Consider the following 16,356-nt stretch of genomic DNA (forward strand, 5'->3'; position numbering starts at 1 on the left):
TCTTTCACCGCGCTACGCCATGACGCAACCGATCGGTAAAAGACTGGAACAGTATACCCTGGCCCATCCCAAAGAGGTGCTGCTGGTCAAGGCTGAAGTCGAAGGCGAACCCGACGAAATTAGCATTTTCAAAGGTTTTTCGAGTTCTCTCATGCGTCCGACTGCCTTCGACCCGGACGTGCCCGTTTTACCGGAAGGTGCGAAAATCCATTCGATCGATCGGCTGCTGAGTCCCTACAATCCGGCGCAGCCCCATTTTATTCAGCAGAACTTAAGCTGGGCAGATTTCTTAGCGCTGCTAGAATCCGATGGCCTCTAGGATGGGCCGGAGGGCAGACGCTGTGAGGGAAGCGGGTTCTTGGTGCGTCACCGCTCTAAAAGAACTAGCGATCGCCGCTGTGGCAGGCGCTACCTTGAGTTGCGGCTGCGCGATGCTCGCAGCACCTTCTATTGCGATCGCTGCCCCCCTCGACGCGATTCTCCAGCGGGGACGCTTGGTCGTGGCCGTGAAGGACAATCTGTATCCCTTGGGCTACCGCGATCGCGATGGTACCCTGCAAGGCTTTGAAATTGCGATCGCCAAACGGCTGGCCCAGGATTGGTTGGGTTCGGAGCAGGCAGTCGTGCTGCAGCCCGTTTCCAATGCGGAACGGTTGACGGCAGTCGCATCGGGGACGGTAGACCTGGCGATCGCCAATATCACCCTCACGCAAAACCGCACGCGCGCGGTCAACTTTAGCGACCCTTACTATCGCAACGGCACGGGTATTCTGACCCAAAGCCCAAGGTGGAACAGCCTTCAGGCACTCTACCGCCAGACCGTCGCCGTCCTCGAACCGTCCGTCACCCTCCCCTATCTCAAGTCCGCACTGCCCAAAGCCCGACTGACGGGGGTGCGGTCCTACGCCGCCGGACAACAGCTGCTAGAGGCCGACCGGGTGCGAGCGATGGTGGGCGATCGCATTGTATTGTTCGGTCTGGCTCGTCAAAATCCACGGTACCAATTTTTTTCGACCCAACTGACCGTCCAGCCCCTGGCGATCGCTTTTCCCAAAGGCATGCAGTACGAGCCCTTACGCGATCGGTTAAATAATACCCTGCGGCAATGGCAGCGGGAAGGTTGGCTCGACGCCCAGCGTCAAACTTGGGCATTGCCCTAGCGCGAGCCCCTAAATTTGATAGGCTGAGACAGGACTCCATCGTCATTACAGTAAGCAATCGCAGTTATGGACAACTCTTTAGTCGTTGTATATCTCAGTGTGCTGCTGGTGCTGCTGGGGGCAGCAGGCTGGTTTGTCTTGCGGCAGGTGTTTAAAACCCGTAAGGCGGAACTGTCCCTCAGTCGCCTGCAAAATCAGCTCGGTCAGGGCAAAGGAACTACCCAAGAGCACTTCGAGCTAGGCAGTCTCTACCTCAGCAAAAATCTAGCAATCCAGGCCGTTCAGCAGTTTCAGCAGGCGCTCAAAGCCGCAGAGTCGGAAGGCGAATCCAACCTCGCACCCATCTATAACGCGATGGGCTATGCCTACTTCATGCAGGAACAATTCGATGTCGCCATTCGGAACTACAAAGAAGCTTTAAAGCTCAAGGCCGACTACGTGACCGCCCTCAATAACCTGGGTCATGCCTACGAGCGCAAAAACTTAGTCGCCCCAGCGCTCGATGCTTACGAACAGGTTCTCAAGCACGAACCTAAAAATGGCATTGCCAAGCGGCGGGTGACGTCTCTGCGCAAACGAGTGGCGATCGCCTAAATCCCCCCAATTCTGTTGCAATAACTTGGGAGATAAAGAGAATGCCTGATGCCCTCATGTATTTGCCGGAAGATCACTTTGTCGTCCTGGAAACCAGTCAGCCAGAGCAGTTTTTGAGCGCTGCCGAACTCTTCGAAAAATTGAAGGGCGTCTTGGCGACGCGGCAGCAGGATCTCCCCCCCGATCTCCAAAAATTCCCGACCCTTGACGCTCAAGCGCAGCACCTGATGCAAACGGGCTGCGAGTTTGATTTGGATTCGGATCGCTATTTACAGTGGTATGTCGTTCGCTTAGAAAAATAAGTTAATGCGCTTAACACAGTGAGGAGGATGCTATGAATACCGCACTGCCCGCCCAATATTCTGCCGAGCAAATTGTAGCTTGGCTGCGGGGGTTAGTAACCGTCGCTTGGGCCGATGGCCAGTTTAGCGATACCGAAAAAGCGCTGATCGACCAGCTCGTCGCGACCGAGCTTGCGCCAGAACTCGGTACAGAGATTTACGAACCAATCGCCCCGGAAGACCTCGCCCGACAGCTCGGCCCCGAGGCCTCCGTGGGCGAAAATTTTCTGCGTACCGCTGTGATGGTTGCCCTCGCAGACGGCCTTTACTCTACGGCAGAGGATCGACTGCTGGAGGCATTTTGTCAGGCGCTCGACCTTCAGGTGAGCGCGTTAGAATCCCTGCGGCAGACCTTGGATGGTAAAAAGACCGCAGCAGAAACGGCGGCCCCTGGCTCCGAAGCGATCGCCTACCCCCAACAGGGTATGGACGTGCTGCTGCCCGTCCGTCATTGGCTCGACGAATTAGAGATGCACGACCCTCGCGTTGCTCGGTTTCTCTGCAAGCTCATTCCGCCCCAATGCCCCTTCGAGCGAGACGTGAAGTTATTCGGGCGCAAGGTGGTTCACATTCCGCCCCTATGCAAGCTCAATCCCCTCTACGAGCAGCTCGTCTATCTGAGGTTTAGAGCGCTGTCCTACCTGGCAGACGACTGCAAAGAAGACGTATCCAAGTATTGTTAGCTATTGTTCGCATTCATCCATTTCGCCTCGATCTCGACAACCTGCAAAACAATGGGTGTCTGTAAACTTCGCTTCACGTTGCCATAACCTTTTTCCAGTTCAATAGAGCTTTTGCAGGTTTTAGAAATACGCTGCCGTGGCTCGATCGAGCAGGAGAATAAAAGCCCATGGACCGACTTGCTGGCATGCTGAGCGTCGAACGCATCAAAATTCCCATTCGAGATTTACCCGCTCGTTTGGACGGACTGACGCTAGTACAGCTTTCCGATTTCCACTTTGATGGCGTGCGTCTCTCAGTGCAGCTCCTAGAGGAGGCGATCGCCGCCGCCAATGCAGCCCATCCCGATGCCGTGCTCTTGACGGGCGACTACGTGACGGAAGAACCCCATCCCATTTATGGATTGGCCCAGCACCTTAAATCCTTAAAGAGCAACTTGGGGACCTATGCCATTCTGGGCAACCACGATCTTTGCCAACCGACCTCTCGGCGCGTCGTGACCCACGCCATGACCGAAGTAGGGATTCGAGTTCTATGGGATGAAATTGTCTATCCTTTTGGTGAGGATTTGGCCCTCGTGGGTCTGCGGGACTACTGGTCGCCGCGCTTCAACCCACAACCCGTCTTGGCTCGGGTACCCGAACGAATCCCTCGAATCGTGCTTTCCCACAACCCCGACAGCGCCAAAACGCTGCAGCAGTGGCGCGTTGACCTGCAGCTATCGGGCCACACCCACGGAGGAGAAGTGGTTCTTCCGGGCTTTGGCCCTGCGGTTGTGGGGCTGAAGCAGATCCGCAAACACAGCCACAAGTCACTCCATCGGTGGATGAAGCCTCTCACTAAAAACTGCGACAAAGTCGTCCAAAACTGGGACTGGGCGCAGGGCCTGCATCGAGTTGGCGAGAACGTGCTGTACGTGAATCGAGGGCTGGGCACCCATTTGCCTGGCAGATTGTTCTGTCCCCCAGAAGTGACCGTGATTGTGCTCCAGGCTTGGTCCTAGAAAGCCTGACAATCAAAAAACCGGGTAAACCCCGGTTTTTTGATTCGATAACCGTGCGATGAATGCTTTCGCAAATCTAGCCCGACTTGCGAAAGCCTCTAGATATTTTGCTCGCTAAACTGGCGGCACATGTATTCAAAGGGCTGTGCCACCACGCCTACAGCATCAATGCCCGCAGCACCGACCTGCTCCTGCACGATCGCCTTCATAATTTGAATGCCCCGTACCGTTGGGCCAATGGGAACGCCCAAGGAATTATAGGTTTCCCGCAGTCCTTCTAGGACTCGCTCGTTGAGTACGTCCATGTCGCCTGCCACCAAGGCGTAGCTGGCGTAGCGAAGGTAGTAGTCCATATCCCGCAAGCACGCTGCATAGCGACGGGTCGTGTAGGCATTCCCGCCGGGACGAATCAGCTCGGGATTTTCATCGAATAGGCGCGAACCAGCGGCTTTGACAATTTGAGCTGCATTTGACGTGATGATAGATGCAGCCTGGATTCTGGCAGTGCCGCTTCCAAAGTAGGCCTTGAGGGCATCGATCGCATCTCTATCTAAGTAGCGGCCCTTAATGTCATAACTCCCGATGACAGCAGTCACTGCATCCTGCATGAGTTCTTCTCCCAACAAAGTTCAGTAATAATTATCGTGGCTTACTATACGGGCTTTCCCCTGGTTTCTAATTTTTGCAGATTTAGGTACCTTGCTTCGCAAACTTTGACGCTTAGATTACAGTACCTCATGCCTCTAAATTCAATACCAGCAAGCATTGCAGCGGTTTATCCCTGCTTTGTCGAAATCGTTAAGAATTGCTGCGCAATTCCAGCTTTCTTGAAATAAGGCGATGTCTAGACCAAAGAATACCGAGTCGTAGGGGCGTAGGGCCTTGCGTCCCTACAGAATATTTTGTAGTTTTTATTTCGGGCATAGCCTTAAAAAAGGCGATCGCCGTAAAGGGCGATCGCCGTGCTTTCCAATTAAACTGGATCGAACTGAGCGATCGATCGGGAGCCTACTTCACAAACAGCATTTCCTGATAGGTCGGCAGGGGCCAGAGGTCGTCGGCCACTTCCTCTTCCAGAGCGTCGGCGTATTCGCGCACCTTGTCCATCAAAGGCCGAATCGTCTGGGCGCTGTACTGCATGTGCTCTTCGGTCGTGGCGAAATCGTGTTTCTCCATTGCCGCACCGAGCTTGCTTACGGAATCCATCATCGACTGCACTAAGGCTGCCACTTTTTCAGCCGTTTCCTGCTCCAACGTAATGCCCAATCCTTTGAGGCTGGAAATCGTACCGGACAGTTCGGAGAGGTATCGAACCGCTGCTGGATAGATCATCACTTTTGCCATGTTGATGACGAGCTTGGCTTCCACCTCGATGGCCAGAATGTATTGCTCGGAGTAGACGTCGAATCGACTCTCGAGTTCGACGGGCGTGAGAACCCCCACTCGATTGAAGAGTTCCTCAATGTAGTCTTCTTTCAGGACGGGTAAAGCATCGGCGGTCGTGCGCAGGTTGGCTAAACCTCGCTCTTCAACCGCCATGCGGTGCCATTCTTCTGAATAACCATTGCCGCCAAACACCACTTTGTCGTGCTTTTCCATGATCTCTTTGAGAACATCATGGGAAGCCGTGCTGAGATCGGCACCGGACGACATCTTGCTTTCTAATTCATCGGCAATCCAGGTCAAAGAGTCGGCTAAAACAGTGTTCATGGCCACCAAGGGACCGGACACCGACTGATTGGAGCCGACGGCCCGAAACTCGAAGCGGTTGCCCGTAAATGCAAAGGGAGATGTTCGATTGCGATCGCCCGGATCCTTCGAGAATACGGGTAGGGTATCGACGCCTAGATCCATGAGTCCGCCCGGTTCAGAGCTTTCCGGCTTGCCCGATTTGATTTGGTCGAACACTTTTTCGAGCTGAGTGCCCAGGTAAACCGAAATAATGGCGGGTGGCGCTTCGTTGGCACCCAGACGGTGGTCGTTACTGGCGGTTGCGACCACGGCGCGCATCAGCGGCCCGTATTTGTGAATGCCCCGAATCACAGCGCCGCAGAAGAGTAGGAACTGCAAGTTTGAGTGAGGGGTGTCGCCCGGATCGAGAAGATTACCTTGGGTGGCATTGCCCACCGACCAGTTGACGTGCTTCCCAGAACCGTTAATGCCTGCAAAGGGTTTTTCGTGAAGCAGGCAGACAAAGCCGTGTTTCTTCGCGGTCATCTTGAGGAGCGTCATAATGAGCTGCTGGTGATCGCTGGCAACGTTGGCGGCTTCAAAGAAGGGCGCAATTTCAAACTGTCCCGGAGCCACCTCATTGTGGCGAGTCTTGGCTGGAATGCCCAGACGATACATTTTTTCTTCTACATCTTGCATGAAGACTTGAACGCGTTCGGGAATCGCGCCAAAGTAGTGGTCGTCAAACTGTTGGCCTTTGGCAGCGGGTTTCCCAAAAAGGGTCCTACCCGTCAGCAGGAGGTCGGGGCGATTGTGGGCAAAGTGAGCATCCACCAAAAAGTATTCTTGTTCGGCGCCGCAGCTAGAGTTGACCGGAGCCACTTCTTCGTGACCCAACAACTTGAGGACGCGGGTTGCCGCCTTGCTCATGGCCGCAATCGAGCGTAACAGCGGCGTTTTCTTGTCGAGGGCTTCTCCCGTCCAAGAAATAAACACTGTAGGGATGCACAGCGTGACGCCATTGTCCGTTTCCATCACGTAGGCGGGACTGGTGACGTCCCAGGCCGTGTAGCCCCGCGCTTCAAACGTAGAGCGCAGACCGCCGTTGGGGAAAGACGATCCGTCTGGTTCCCCTTGCACCAAAACTTTGCCAGAGAATTCCGTCAATACCGACCCGTCGCTTTGAACCGAGATAAAGCCATCGTGCTTTTCAGCGGTCGCGTTGGTCATGGGGTAAAAGACGTGGGCGTAATACAGCGCACCTTTAGAAATGGCCCAGTCTTTCATTGCAGAGGCAACAACCCCCGCGACAGACACGTCAAGCTTTCCACCGGTTTGAATGGTTTTTTTGATGGACTTAAAAACGTCCTTGGGCAGGCTCGCCTGCATTTTGCTGAGCGTAAAAACATCCGTAGCCCATAGGGACTCCAATCGCTGGGGGATTTTGGGCGGTAGCGGTTTGCGATCGGTAACCTGGGAAACTGCCTGAACGCGCAATTCGTGACTCATCTTTATTTTTCTCCCTCGGATGCCATAACCAGTGATAGTACTTCGTCAGACTCGATCGAAATGTGCCTTCAATAACGGTTTGAAGTTCAAAATCGTGCCTCGGCTAGAAGGGTGGGCGGGTCCGTTTGCTCCTTCAGGATAGAATCGCTTTTGCTGCGAGCGCGAGGCATTTTTTGACATTCAGAGTTAAAGCGCTTAAATAGATTTAAAGAGCGCGATAGTTGACTAGCCCTTACTGAAGCGGCAGTCAATCCTACTTATGTAAGATTTTACAAAATTAGATAGCGTTTTGTACGGCACCTTTCCCTCACTTGAGCTAGAACATTTCTCATGCCAGATCCGTCAGACTCGAATCCCTCTGAATTTGCACCGCTCGAAAAATCTGCGGTCTCGATGCCCGATTCGCAGGTGGGTTCCGCCCATTCGCCCGTTCTTCCACCTGCTGCCGCTGTCGGTCTGAGCCTTGGAGACGATCTGAAGGAGGTGCGACTGTTTGAAGAGGCCGAATTAGATCGGGCGCTGCTCGATCGCATCCGCCAAGGCGATACCGCTGCGCTACATCAGGTTCTCAATTCGAAACTTGCAGTGCATCAGGCCGAGGTCGTCGAGAGCTCGTTGCGAGGCGATCGCCTCCAGCTCAGCGTTTCAGGACCAGAGGTGCCCGATCGAAACATTCTCGAACCCCTACTGCAGCGGTGGATCGCGCAGCTAGAGCTGGCAAATATCGCGAGGGTCGAGCTGTACGGTCAAAGAAATAGCTCCGATCTGCCCTTTTGGCGTTCGACCTTCAATCCCCTTGAAGTGGACCTCAATCACTATATAGAAGAGATTTCCCAGACGGATTTTTCAACGCCTTCCGCATTTGTCGACCCGCTCCAAGTTGAATTCGAGACAGCACCGTCCCCCAGAGCGTTGGAAGAACCCACCAGCTTGCAGACAGAGCCTCTAATGGGGGAAGAGGCAATACCGGACCCATTCCTCGATCCAGCCCTAGCAACTTCCATCCCTGAGGCACCAGAAATCGATTATTGGACTGCGGTGCCACAGCCTGAGGATGCAGCAGGTACCGGAGGGGAAGCGGCTGCCGCGTCTCAGCCGAGTACTTTGATTGCGATGGCTTCTGCTGGAAAAATAAAAGCCGTAGCGGACTTCTTGGCGCGGTATGCGGCAGGGGAACGGACGTTTCCCAACACGAATCTCAGCGAAGCCAACCTGTCTGGGGTGAACTTAACGCTCGCCGACTTGCACAATTCGGAATTTATTTGGACTAACTTCAAGGATGCTAGTTTGTACCACGTCAACCTCAGCGGTGCCAAACTGCGCCATGCAGATCTTTCTGGGGCAAAACTCCGCAGTTCTAACTTGCAGGGCACCGATTTTTTGAATGCGAATCTGAGCGGTGCGGATTTGAGCTGGTCTAACCTCAATGGCGCGAATTTGACAGGGGCGGATTTGACGGATGCGAATCTCAGCAATGCTATTTTAGAGCGCGTCATCTTGCCCGATGGCACGCTGCTAGACTGACGCCGATGTCGGTAGATTACGATTTAGCGATTATTGGGGCCACTCCGGCTGCTGCTGCGGCGGCGATCGCCGCCGCTCGCACTCATGCCCGCTCGATCTGGCTGCCAGAGGCAACCCCGACGCCAGATCCGTTATTGCTGCTGCGAGAGGGATCGCGCGGTCTGGGCGATCGCCAAGGGAGCGTTACGCCTGGGGACTGGCTGTTGTGGACCGATACGCTGCAATCCGCGCTTGCAGCCGAGCGATCTCCATCGGCAGTGCAAGCCTATGGGGTGGATTATCTAGAGGGTGCGGTGCAGTTTCAGCCGGACGATTCGATCGTAGCGGGACAGCGACGGGTGCGATCGCGCGCCTATCTGCTCGCGATGGATGCCGAAGCAGAACGCCCTGCCATTGAGGGTATCGACCATCCGCAGGTATGGACGATGCCAGTCCTTTGGGATAAATTGCGCCTCGCATCGCGCGACTGGCCCCAATCCATTGCTGTTTTGGGGGACGGTCCTCAGGCGATCGAACTGAGCCAAAGTTTGCGGCGTTTGGGCCGATCGGTTTTGCTCGTAACGGGGACTCATCCGCTCTTGCCGAAGGAAGATGAAGAGACGGCTTTCTTGCTTCAGTCTTATCTAGAAGGTGGCGGCATCCAAATCGCGAACCGAGGGGCGCTGACGGCAATACAGCCCTCCCTCGACGCGCTCCTGCTGGAAGTAGGCGATTGCAAGTACAGGGCTGAAGCCCTCGTTATTGCGACCGAGACGTTTCGCCGCTTACCCGCAACGTTAGCCCCGCTCGGTCTGAGGCAAATGCAGCAGGGCATAGCGGTTAATTCGGCTTTGCAAACCTCAAACCCAAGAATCTACGCAATTGGGTCGCTCTTGGGGGGGTATCAGTTGCCCGGCATTGCCCTGCAAGAGGCGAGACTTGCGGTCCAAAATGCCTTGTTCGAGCGGCGATCGCCCATGCAATACCACCAACTCCCCTACGCCATCTCGAGCGATCCGCCGCTCGCGCGGGTGGGGCTGACGGAAGCCCAGGCGCGACAATACGACCCGCAGGTTCGGGTTTTGCGAGAGAACTATAAGGAATGCGATCGCGCCCGATTCGATCGATCGCCGGTGGGCCTTTGTAAGGTTTTGGTTCAGAAAGATGGAACCGTATTAGGCGCCCATATTGTGGGAGCAGCAGCAGCGGAACTGATTCATTTGTTCGCGTTGGCCATGCAACAAGGGATTCGCCTGCAGGCGCTCGGTCAGTTAGGGTACGTTTCTTTGACCTTTGCTGAGGTGGTGCAGCGCGTTACCGATCGATGGTGGCAGCAACGGCATCGGCGCGATCGTAACGAGCAGTGGTTTTACAATCGCCGTCAAAGGACCCGCTGATCGCGTTAGGGCACACAAGACGCTCGCTTAAAAAAGCGAGCCGTTTTGGAACTGTTGCAATAGCTCCGGCGATCGCCACAACAAGTACCCTATGCCAAACACTGCCGCCGTGATCGCTAGCGTCATCCCGTAGCTCACGCACATCAGCAGACCGTCCGCCTCCAGCATGGCAAATACGAACAGCAAAATGCCGACTGTCGGGATGGGATTTGTGAGGGGAATGGGCAGCATCAGCAAAAATGCCAGCCAACAAATGCAAAGTCCATTGAGCCGCCAGATCGATGGATTGTTAGCCAGCCAGGGCATCCGCGGGCGCACGAATTTCTCGAGAAGCTTTGTAATGGACTGCACCACCTTCAGCAGTTTTTGCATAAAAGCTGGAGGTAGCTTCAGTTCCGCAACCCGTTTGGGAAGCCAAGGGGCTTTCCAGCCCGCCATCATTTGAAGGCCCAGCAAAATACACCCGCTCCCGGAAATGGTGGACACGCCAGGAGGCATGGGCAGTAAAAATGGCAGCGCCAAAAGCGCCATCACGAGGCCAAAGCTTTGCTCTGAGGTTTCTGCCAACAGTTCGGCTAGGGTGACGGATTGAGTTGCCGAACGCTCGATTAACGGTTTCAGTTCTTGAGAAAATTTAAGATGCATAGGTGGCAAAACCCTGGATGTTCCGATCGATTCTGACCGATTTAGCGTAGCAAAAGTGTCGAGGCAAATGGAGCGCACCTTATGCTTCTTGCAATGATTATAGGGTGCAGTCGATCGTTCGAACGGCCCGGATTAGGTTTCGGTATCCATCTCTAGCAAAACTTTTAACACCCCTCGCTGTCGGGCGAGGTTGAAGGCCGTCAAACCATCGGTCAGGGGGTAGCGCGCCTGAATTAAAGCAGAGACGTCCACTTTGCCACCCGCAAGGAGCTGGAGCGCTTCCGGGAAAGGCCCGCAGCGGGAGCCGATCAACGTAATCTCGTCCACCACTATGGCAGATGCATCCAGGCTGAGCTGTCCGGCATAGGTACTTTTGAGGACGAGGGTCCCGCGAGGTCGGAGCGCGCCCAGGGCGATCGCAAAGCCCTCGGGATTGCCCGTACATTCCACTGCAATATCGAAGGTGCGGGATTGGACGGTATCTGCATAGCCCGTTGGGATGCCGCGGGCCTCGAGGTTGGCGAGTTTTTCTGGGTGTCTCCCCACTGCCAACAGATCGCACCCGGTAAGTGCCAGGGTTTGGGCCACGAGCTGCCCTAACTTACCATCGCCGATGACCAAGACGCGATCGCCCGTTTGAATCGAGATCTGCTGCTGAATTTCGAGGGCAGCCGCTAACGGTTCCGTAAAAGTTGCAGCATCTGTGGAGACGGAATCTGGGACGAGGTGCAGATTTTCCTCCGGTAGGCACAGGTACTCGGCAAAAGCGCCAGCTCGATTCACAATGCCCAAAACCGTGCGGTTTTCGCAATGGGTCGAATTGCCGCTGGTGCAATATCGGCAGTGGCCGCATACCGCATTGATTTCGCCCACGACCCGCCGACCTGCCAAGTGCGCGGGTCCCGTTTCGACCACGCCCACAAATTCGTGGCCTAAAACCCCTGCGTAAGGATAGTAGCCCCGCAATAGCTCCAAATCCGTGTTGCAAATGCCCGCCTGCAATACCCGCACCAACGCTTCTCCCGATGCGGGTTGAGGCGTCGGTAAGTCGGTGCGGAGCTGAAGTTGCCGATCGGCAAGCCATAATCCATTCATGGGTGCAGTTCGCGAGTGGGTAAGGTCAATGGCATCAGTTTAATTTTTTTGCAAAACTTTTGCAGATCCTAGCGCTCTTCCAGATGCAATTCAAAGATGGCTGCGCCTAACAGTAGAATAGCCTTAGAAGGGCTACTTCACAGGCGGTTTAAAGCGTCGCAATCAAGGGTATGGACTATCAACTCGCTTCTATTGCTGGGACGATCGCCGTTGCCATCGTATTAATCCTCGGACTCCGATCTCGGAACCAGCGGCAGATCCAGGCCGTACAGTCTTCGCTGGTGGCAGCGGACGCAGAAAAGGCGACGCTGAAAACCAAGGTACAGAAACTCACCCAGGAAACTTCTACCCTGACCGAAGCGCTGAACCTTGCCAAGCAAGTCGTGACGGCTCTAGAACAAGAAGTTGCCACTCTGACGCAGGCCGAGCAGGCGCTCCGGCAAAACGAGCAGTTGCAGCAAACCGCCGTCGCTCGCCTCCAAGCGGAGGTTGCCGACCTCGATCGTCAAAAGCAGCAGGCAGAAACGTCTTTAAGTCAAGCCCGAGACCACCTCGCTACGTCCCAGTCAGATTTAAGTCAAGCCCGAGACCACCTCGCTACGTCCCAGTCAGATTTAAGTCAAGCCCGAGACCACCTCGCCGCGCTCCAGTCAGAAGTCGAAACCTTGAAGCAAGCTAAGGTCGGGCTAGAAACCCAGCTCCAACAAAAACAAGCAGAACTTCAGACCCTTCAGGAAAGCGTTCGGCAATCTTCCCAAGCTCAACGCGAACTGCAAGCGCGGTTGCAGGCTGCGCTCCAGGAGGTCGAGTCGGTCGGCGCGCGCGTACAAAGCTTGACGGCAGAAACGGTCCAAAGCGCAGCGCTTCAGGAGCAAGCCCAAGCTGAAATTGCGGGCTTGCAGCAGCAACTGGCCCAACAGCGCCAGCAAGCCGAAGGAGAGATTGCCGAGTCTCAAGCGGCGCGATCGACTCTTGAGGCGCGTTTGACAGTGCTGTCTCAAGCCGAACGAGAATTGGCACTGGCGCGCTCGACCGTTGCCGAGCTAGAACGGCAAATGGCCCAAGTCCCCCAGGAGCGAGAACAGCTAACGCGCTCGCTTGCCGCAGCCCAAGAACGGGTGCGGGTTCTAGAGTCTGCTGCGGGCGATTTCGATCGACAATGCCAGCAGATGGCGGATGAACTCCAACAGGCCCGATCTGAAGCGGTTGCGCTGCAAGACCGGATTGCAACGCTAGAGCGAGAAGGCCAGCAAACCCTGGCACAATTGGACGAACAGCACCAAACGGCGATCGCCCAGTTGCAGCGTCAGCTTGCAGAACTCGCCCCCTACCAACCTCAGGTCAAGGAACTCCAATCTCAGCTCCAAGCGGCCCAACGAGACAACAAAACCCTTCAGAAACAGGTCGAACAACTCGCTCGATCGCAGGAACGGCTTCAGCAAACGCAACAAAGTGGCGATCGGTCTTTGACTGTTTTACAGCAGCAGCTTCAGGATTTAGAAGCTCGCAACGCCCAACTCGAACGCGACCTGCAAGCGATGCAGGATGCTGCTACCGATACCGAGCGCGAGCGCGGCGACCTGCAAGCGGAACTGGAGGCCGCTCAGCACGTCATCGCCGAGCTGCAACAAACCGCAGCCACCCATCAGGCGCTGCAACAGCAACTCCGCGATGCAGGCCAGGAGCGCGATCGCCTCGATCTTGCCCTCCAGCAAACCCAGGCTTCTCTCGCTCGACAAACCCAGGAGAAGGCGACACTCGAAGCCTCGCTCCAAGCTGCCGAGGCAAAAACGGATGAGTTGCAAGTCCGAGTCCAGCAGCTCGCGCAAGCTGAAGCCCGCACCCAACAGGATGCCCGAACGAGCCAAACGGCCCTAGAATCGCTAACCCAGCAGGTTCGGACCTTGGAGCAGCAGAAGGCGAAACAAGCAGAAACGTTGGAGGCTGCGATCGCCCAAAACAAAGCCCTTGCGCCCCAGCTTCAGGATCTTCAGACAGAGCGCGATCGCCTCTCTGCGGAGCTGCAGGCGGCCCGAGATGCGATCGTTACCCTACAAGCTCGACTCGCCGAAGCACCTACCCCGGACCCCACGGCTCGAGAAGTCCCGACCGACTTGATACAGCAGATCGAATGCTTAACTAAAGAGCGCGATGAGATGACCCTAGGGCTTCAGGAAGCCAGTACCGTCGTCAATACGCTGGAGCAACAGGTGGAGGCACTCCAGAAAGAGAAAGGTCAGTTGACCGAAGCGATGAAGATGGCCAAGGATGTCGTCGCGTTTTTGGAGCAACAGGTCAAAGATTTAAGCCAGCAGGGACAACGGGGCGATCGCGCTGCCAGTCCGCCCCCAACCCCGCCCCCAGCCCCGTCCCCAACCCCGCCAGAACCGCAACCGATCGCAGCAGCCGACGAACCCGATCGCGAGGTTCGCCCAAACAGGCCGTTGGAAGGAAAAACTTTTGTTATTACGGGCAAGCTGGAGGCGCTGAGTTTCGAGCAGGCCAATGGCTTAATTGAAGCAGCGGGGGGACAGATCAACGAGCATCCCAGTTCCCAAACGAGCTACATCGTGGTTGGCAAGAACCCTGGCAAGAAGCTGAAGAAAGCTGAGAAGTACAAAACGCCGCAACTGACTGAGGCGCAATTGCTGGAGCTATTGGGTACCTAGAAACCTCTTGGGGGCAGCGCGGTTGATGCTTTCACAGTCATTAAACTGCGACTCCGCAGACAACAGGCTAATGAATTCACAACGGTAAGATATTACCCAAACGAATAAACCGACAGGGTGATACATTAGGAGCTTCTCAAACATAGCTCGATCGCTCACCAACTCGTTGCGATGAATCTATCGACCGTCATTCTGGCATTCCTGGGCCTTGGAATTCTATTTGGGGCGCTCCTCAATGGCGCATTCCCAGCGGCGATCGCCCCGCTCGATCTCTACCTCCTCACCCCAATCGGCGAAGTTTTTCTGCGGCTGATTCAGTTTGTCGTAGTGCCCATCGTGTTTTGCTCCATGATTTTGGGACTGACCCGCATTCAAAACGCAGCGCAAGTGGGACGGTACGCCGTCAAACTATTGACCAGTTATGTGGTGACTAGCGCGATCGCCACCGCTCTCGGGATGAGCATGGCTTATCTTTTGAAGCCAGGGGCAGGCGTGAAAGGCTTTAGTCTCTCTGAAGGATTGGCCCAAGCAAAAGGGCTATCGCTGCTGGACTGGCTGGTGAGCTTAGTTCCTGTCAACCCTCTAGAAGCTTTAAGCACTGCCAATCTTTTACAAATCATCGTTTCCGCTGCCCTGATTGGCATTGCAATTCAGTTTGTGGGAGATAAAGCATCCAGCTTCTTGGCCTTTATTGAAAGCTGCTATGCCATTTTTGAAAAAGTATTAGCTCTAGTCCTATACGTCGCGCCCATTGGAGTATTTGCGCTGATTAGCTCTGTCATTGCGACCCAAGGACTAGAGATTATCCTGCGGTTGCTGGTTTACGTCCTGGGGTTGCTCGCAACCACCGCCCTCATGATTGGGATTTATACCTGCATTTTATTTGCGTTGCGGGCCAAGCCCCTCCACTTTTTTCGCAGTCTTTTCCCGGCCCTCTCCCTTGCCTTCGGTACCGCCAGCTCCAACGCCGCCCTCCCGATCGCCCTTCAAAACGTCCAAGAAAGCTACGGTCTGCGCCCCGAAATTGCCACCTTTGCCTTGCCCTTGGGTACCGCCCTCAAACGCGATGGCTCGGCAATTTTACAAGGATTCAACGCCCTATTTATCGCCCAGGTCTATCAAGTGCCCTTGACCTCTTCCATGCTGTTGGCGATCGCCGTCAGTACTCTCCTCGTTTCCTTCAGCACTCCCGGCGTTCCCGGTTCCGCATTGATTACCATGACCACCGTGCTGTCGGCAGCAGGACTTCCCATCGAAGGCGTGGCGATCGTGGCAGGCGTGGATCGGTTGACCGATGGATTTAAGACCGTGCTGAACATCGTCGGGAATGCGACCAATGCTATTATTTTGAGCCATTGGGAACCTCAAAGCGCTGCCGTCCCCGAGGAGTCAGTCCCAGAACTTCAGACGAATTTGCGATCTTAGGCTTCCTAAAGGCTCATTTGAGCTGCCACCCAAGCGACCGCTTCCTCTGCCGTTATGGCAATAGGTAGCAATTGCTGCGTTTCTCCTGGTAGAGAGAGCGTCCAACTTTGCAAACCAATAATGGGTTTCTTTGCCCGCAATGCAAAGGCAATTTCAGACAGTGTTCCATAGCCACCGGAGATGGCAACTAAAGCCGCTGCCGTGTTTACGATGATGGTATTGCGGGCTTCTCCCATGCCCGTGGCGATCGCCACGTCCACCCATGCGTTTGCGGATTTAGGATCGTTGCCGGGCAAAATCCCAATCGTTCGCCCGCCCGCCGCTTTTGCCCCCTGACAGGCTGCGGTCATGACGCCGCCGAGTCCGCCGCAGATCAGCGTAAAGCCTTGCCGCGCGAGTTGTTCTCCTACTGCGTGGGCTAGGTCGTAGACAGGAGACTCGCAATTGTTTGCCCCAATGACGGCCACGATGGTTTCCATATAATGCCGCTCTGCTCCATTTGCTGTTGAGTAAGGCTATTCTCGCAACTTGTGCCAGCGTCCTAATGTCGTTCCCGTCCATCATGAGTTGAAGCAGTTATACCGATGGGTGACTGGCCCTAGCTTACGCTATACACTATGGTGCGGCATCAGTTCCCCACCCATCATTGTCTAAAGGAATCGA

The 16,356-nt window shown here is 55.2% G+C and carries 15 protein-coding genes; 10 read left to right on the forward strand and 5 right to left on the reverse strand.

Features of this window, described 5'->3' with window-relative positions; all coding sequences use genetic code 11:
* The first annotated feature begins 19 nt into the window (after positions 1-19).
* The 6 genes from R6H26_RS27210 (at position 20) to R6H26_RS27235 (ending at position 3,779) form a co-directional block, all read left to right on the forward strand.
* On the forward strand, positions 20-319 hold the full coding sequence (locus tag R6H26_RS27210; RefSeq protein ID WP_404787125.1) for a hypothetical protein: 300 nt from the start codon (positions 20-22) through the stop codon (positions 317-319).
* A gap of 22 nt (positions 320-341) precedes the next feature.
* The gene (locus tag R6H26_RS27215; protein WP_404787126.1) at positions 342-1,160 is read left to right on the forward strand and encodes a transporter substrate-binding domain-containing protein; all 819 of its coding nucleotides are present in this window, start codon (positions 342-344) and stop codon (positions 1,158-1,160) included.
* A gap of 66 nt (positions 1,161-1,226) precedes the next feature.
* Positions 1,227-1,754 (forward strand): tetratricopeptide repeat protein, encoded by a 528-nt coding sequence (locus R6H26_RS27220; RefSeq protein ID WP_404787127.1) that lies wholly within the window; start codon positions 1,227-1,229, stop codon positions 1,752-1,754.
* Between the two features lie 41 nt (positions 1,755-1,795).
* Positions 1,796-2,056 (forward strand): chlororespiratory reduction protein 7, encoded by a 261-nt coding sequence (locus R6H26_RS27225; protein ID WP_404787128.1) that lies wholly within the window; start codon positions 1,796-1,798, stop codon positions 2,054-2,056.
* Positions 2,057-2,088: 32 nt separating this feature from the next.
* Positions 2,089-2,778: a Mo-dependent nitrogenase C-terminal domain-containing protein gene (locus R6H26_RS27230; protein WP_404787129.1), complete on the forward strand. Its 690-nt coding sequence runs from the start codon at positions 2,089-2,091 to the stop codon at positions 2,776-2,778.
* 167 nt (positions 2,779-2,945) lie between these two features.
* Entirely contained in the window at positions 2,946-3,779 is an 834-nt protein-coding gene (locus R6H26_RS27235) for a metallophosphoesterase (RefSeq protein ID WP_404787131.1), read from the forward strand.
* Between the two features lie 98 nt (positions 3,780-3,877).
* Here R6H26_RS27235 and apcB read toward each other — a convergent pair whose 3' ends face one another.
* Together apcB and R6H26_RS27245 are read right to left on the reverse strand one after the other, a co-directional pair.
* Complete coding sequence (apcB, locus tag R6H26_RS27240) at positions 3,878-4,387, reverse strand: allophycocyanin subunit beta (RefSeq protein WP_404787132.1); 510 nt, start codon at positions 4,385-4,387, stop codon at positions 3,878-3,880.
* Positions 4,388-4,787: 400 nt separating this feature from the next.
* Positions 4,788-6,959 carry a glutamine synthetase III gene (locus R6H26_RS27245; protein ID WP_404787133.1) on the reverse strand — a complete coding sequence of 724 codons (2,172 nt, stop codon included), beginning with the start codon at positions 6,957-6,959 and terminating at the stop codon, positions 4,788-4,790.
* Positions 6,960-7,289: 330 nt separating this feature from the next.
* On the opposite strand from R6H26_RS27245, the gene R6H26_RS27250 reads away from it, so the two are divergent.
* A complete protein-coding gene (locus R6H26_RS27250; protein WP_404787134.1) occupies positions 7,290-8,483 on the forward strand; it encodes a pentapeptide repeat-containing protein in 1,194 nt (397 codons plus the stop codon).
* A gap of 5 nt (positions 8,484-8,488) precedes the next feature.
* On the forward strand, positions 8,489-9,859 hold the full coding sequence (locus R6H26_RS27255) for an FAD-dependent oxidoreductase (protein ID WP_404787135.1): 1,371 nt from the start codon (positions 8,489-8,491) through the stop codon (positions 9,857-9,859).
* A gap of 27 nt (positions 9,860-9,886) precedes the next feature.
* On the opposite strand, the gene R6H26_RS27260 is transcribed toward R6H26_RS27255, so the two are convergent.
* Together R6H26_RS27260 and R6H26_RS27265 are read right to left on the reverse strand one after the other, a co-directional pair.
* A complete protein-coding gene (locus R6H26_RS27260) occupies positions 9,887-10,504 on the reverse strand; it encodes an exopolysaccharide biosynthesis protein (protein ID WP_404787137.1) in 618 nt (205 codons plus the stop codon).
* 132 nt (positions 10,505-10,636) lie between these two features.
* Entirely contained in the window at positions 10,637-11,599 is a 963-nt protein-coding gene (locus R6H26_RS27265) for an alcohol dehydrogenase catalytic domain-containing protein (protein ID WP_404787139.1), read from the reverse strand.
* 170 nt (positions 11,600-11,769) lie between these two features.
* Between R6H26_RS27265 and R6H26_RS27270 the strand changes: the two genes are divergently transcribed.
* The gene (locus tag R6H26_RS27270) at positions 11,770-14,268 is read left to right on the forward strand and encodes a BRCT domain-containing protein (RefSeq protein WP_404787140.1); all 2,499 of its coding nucleotides are present in this window, start codon (positions 11,770-11,772) and stop codon (positions 14,266-14,268) included.
* Between the two features lie 171 nt (positions 14,269-14,439).
* On the forward strand, positions 14,440-15,693 hold the full coding sequence (locus R6H26_RS27275) for a dicarboxylate/amino acid:cation symporter (RefSeq protein WP_404787142.1): 1,254 nt from the start codon (positions 14,440-14,442) through the stop codon (positions 15,691-15,693).
* 5 nt (positions 15,694-15,698) lie between these two features.
* On the opposite strand, the gene R6H26_RS27280 is transcribed toward R6H26_RS27275, so the two are convergent.
* On the reverse strand, positions 15,699-16,172 hold the full coding sequence (locus R6H26_RS27280) for a TIGR00725 family protein (RefSeq protein ID WP_404787143.1): 474 nt from the start codon (positions 16,170-16,172) through the stop codon (positions 15,699-15,701).
* Positions 16,173-16,356: the final 184 nt, after the last annotated feature.

Origin of the sequence: Altericista sp. CCNU0014, assembly GCF_044923475.1 — a bacterium.
Classification (GTDB): domain Bacteria; phylum Cyanobacteriota; class Cyanobacteriia; order Thermosynechococcales; family Thermosynechococcaceae; genus JAAURS01.

Excerpts from the sequence above, each read along its gene's own strand:
- R6H26_RS27280 (WP_404787143.1), bottom strand. The coding sequence starts at position 16,172 with ATGGAAACCATCGTGGCCGTCATTGGGGCAAACAATTGCGAGTCTCCT.
- R6H26_RS27225 (WP_404787128.1), top strand. The coding sequence starts at position 1,796 with ATGCCTGATGCCCTCATGTATTTGCCGGAAGATCACTTTGTCGTCCTG.
- R6H26_RS27220 (WP_404787127.1), top strand. The coding sequence starts at position 1,227 with ATGGACAACTCTTTAGTCGTTGTATATCTCAGTGTGCTGCTGGTGCTG.
- R6H26_RS27260 (WP_404787137.1), bottom strand. The coding sequence starts at position 10,504 with ATGCATCTTAAATTTTCTCAAGAACTGAAACCGTTAATCGAGCGTTCG.
- R6H26_RS27235 (WP_404787131.1), top strand. The coding sequence starts at position 2,946 with ATGGACCGACTTGCTGGCATGCTGAGCGTCGAACGCATCAAAATTCCC.
- R6H26_RS27270 (WP_404787140.1), top strand. The coding sequence starts at position 11,770 with ATGGACTATCAACTCGCTTCTATTGCTGGGACGATCGCCGTTGCCATC.
- R6H26_RS27245 (WP_404787133.1), bottom strand. The coding sequence starts at position 6,959 with ATGAGTCACGAATTGCGCGTTCAGGCAGTTTCCCAGGTTACCGATCGC.
- R6H26_RS27275 (WP_404787142.1), top strand. The coding sequence starts at position 14,440 with ATGAATCTATCGACCGTCATTCTGGCATTCCTGGGCCTTGGAATTCTA.
- R6H26_RS27265 (WP_404787139.1), bottom strand. The coding sequence starts at position 11,599 with ATGAATGGATTATGGCTTGCCGATCGGCAACTTCAGCTCCGCACCGAC.
- R6H26_RS27255 (WP_404787135.1), top strand. The coding sequence starts at position 8,489 with ATGTCGGTAGATTACGATTTAGCGATTATTGGGGCCACTCCGGCTGCT.
- R6H26_RS27230 (WP_404787129.1), top strand. The coding sequence starts at position 2,089 with ATGAATACCGCACTGCCCGCCCAATATTCTGCCGAGCAAATTGTAGCT.
- R6H26_RS27210 (WP_404787125.1), top strand. The coding sequence starts at position 20 with ATGACGCAACCGATCGGTAAAAGACTGGAACAGTATACCCTGGCCCAT.
- apcB (WP_404787132.1), bottom strand. The coding sequence starts at position 4,387 with ATGCAGGATGCAGTGACTGCTGTCATCGGGAGTTATGACATTAAGGGC.
- R6H26_RS27250 (WP_404787134.1), top strand. The coding sequence starts at position 7,290 with ATGCCAGATCCGTCAGACTCGAATCCCTCTGAATTTGCACCGCTCGAA.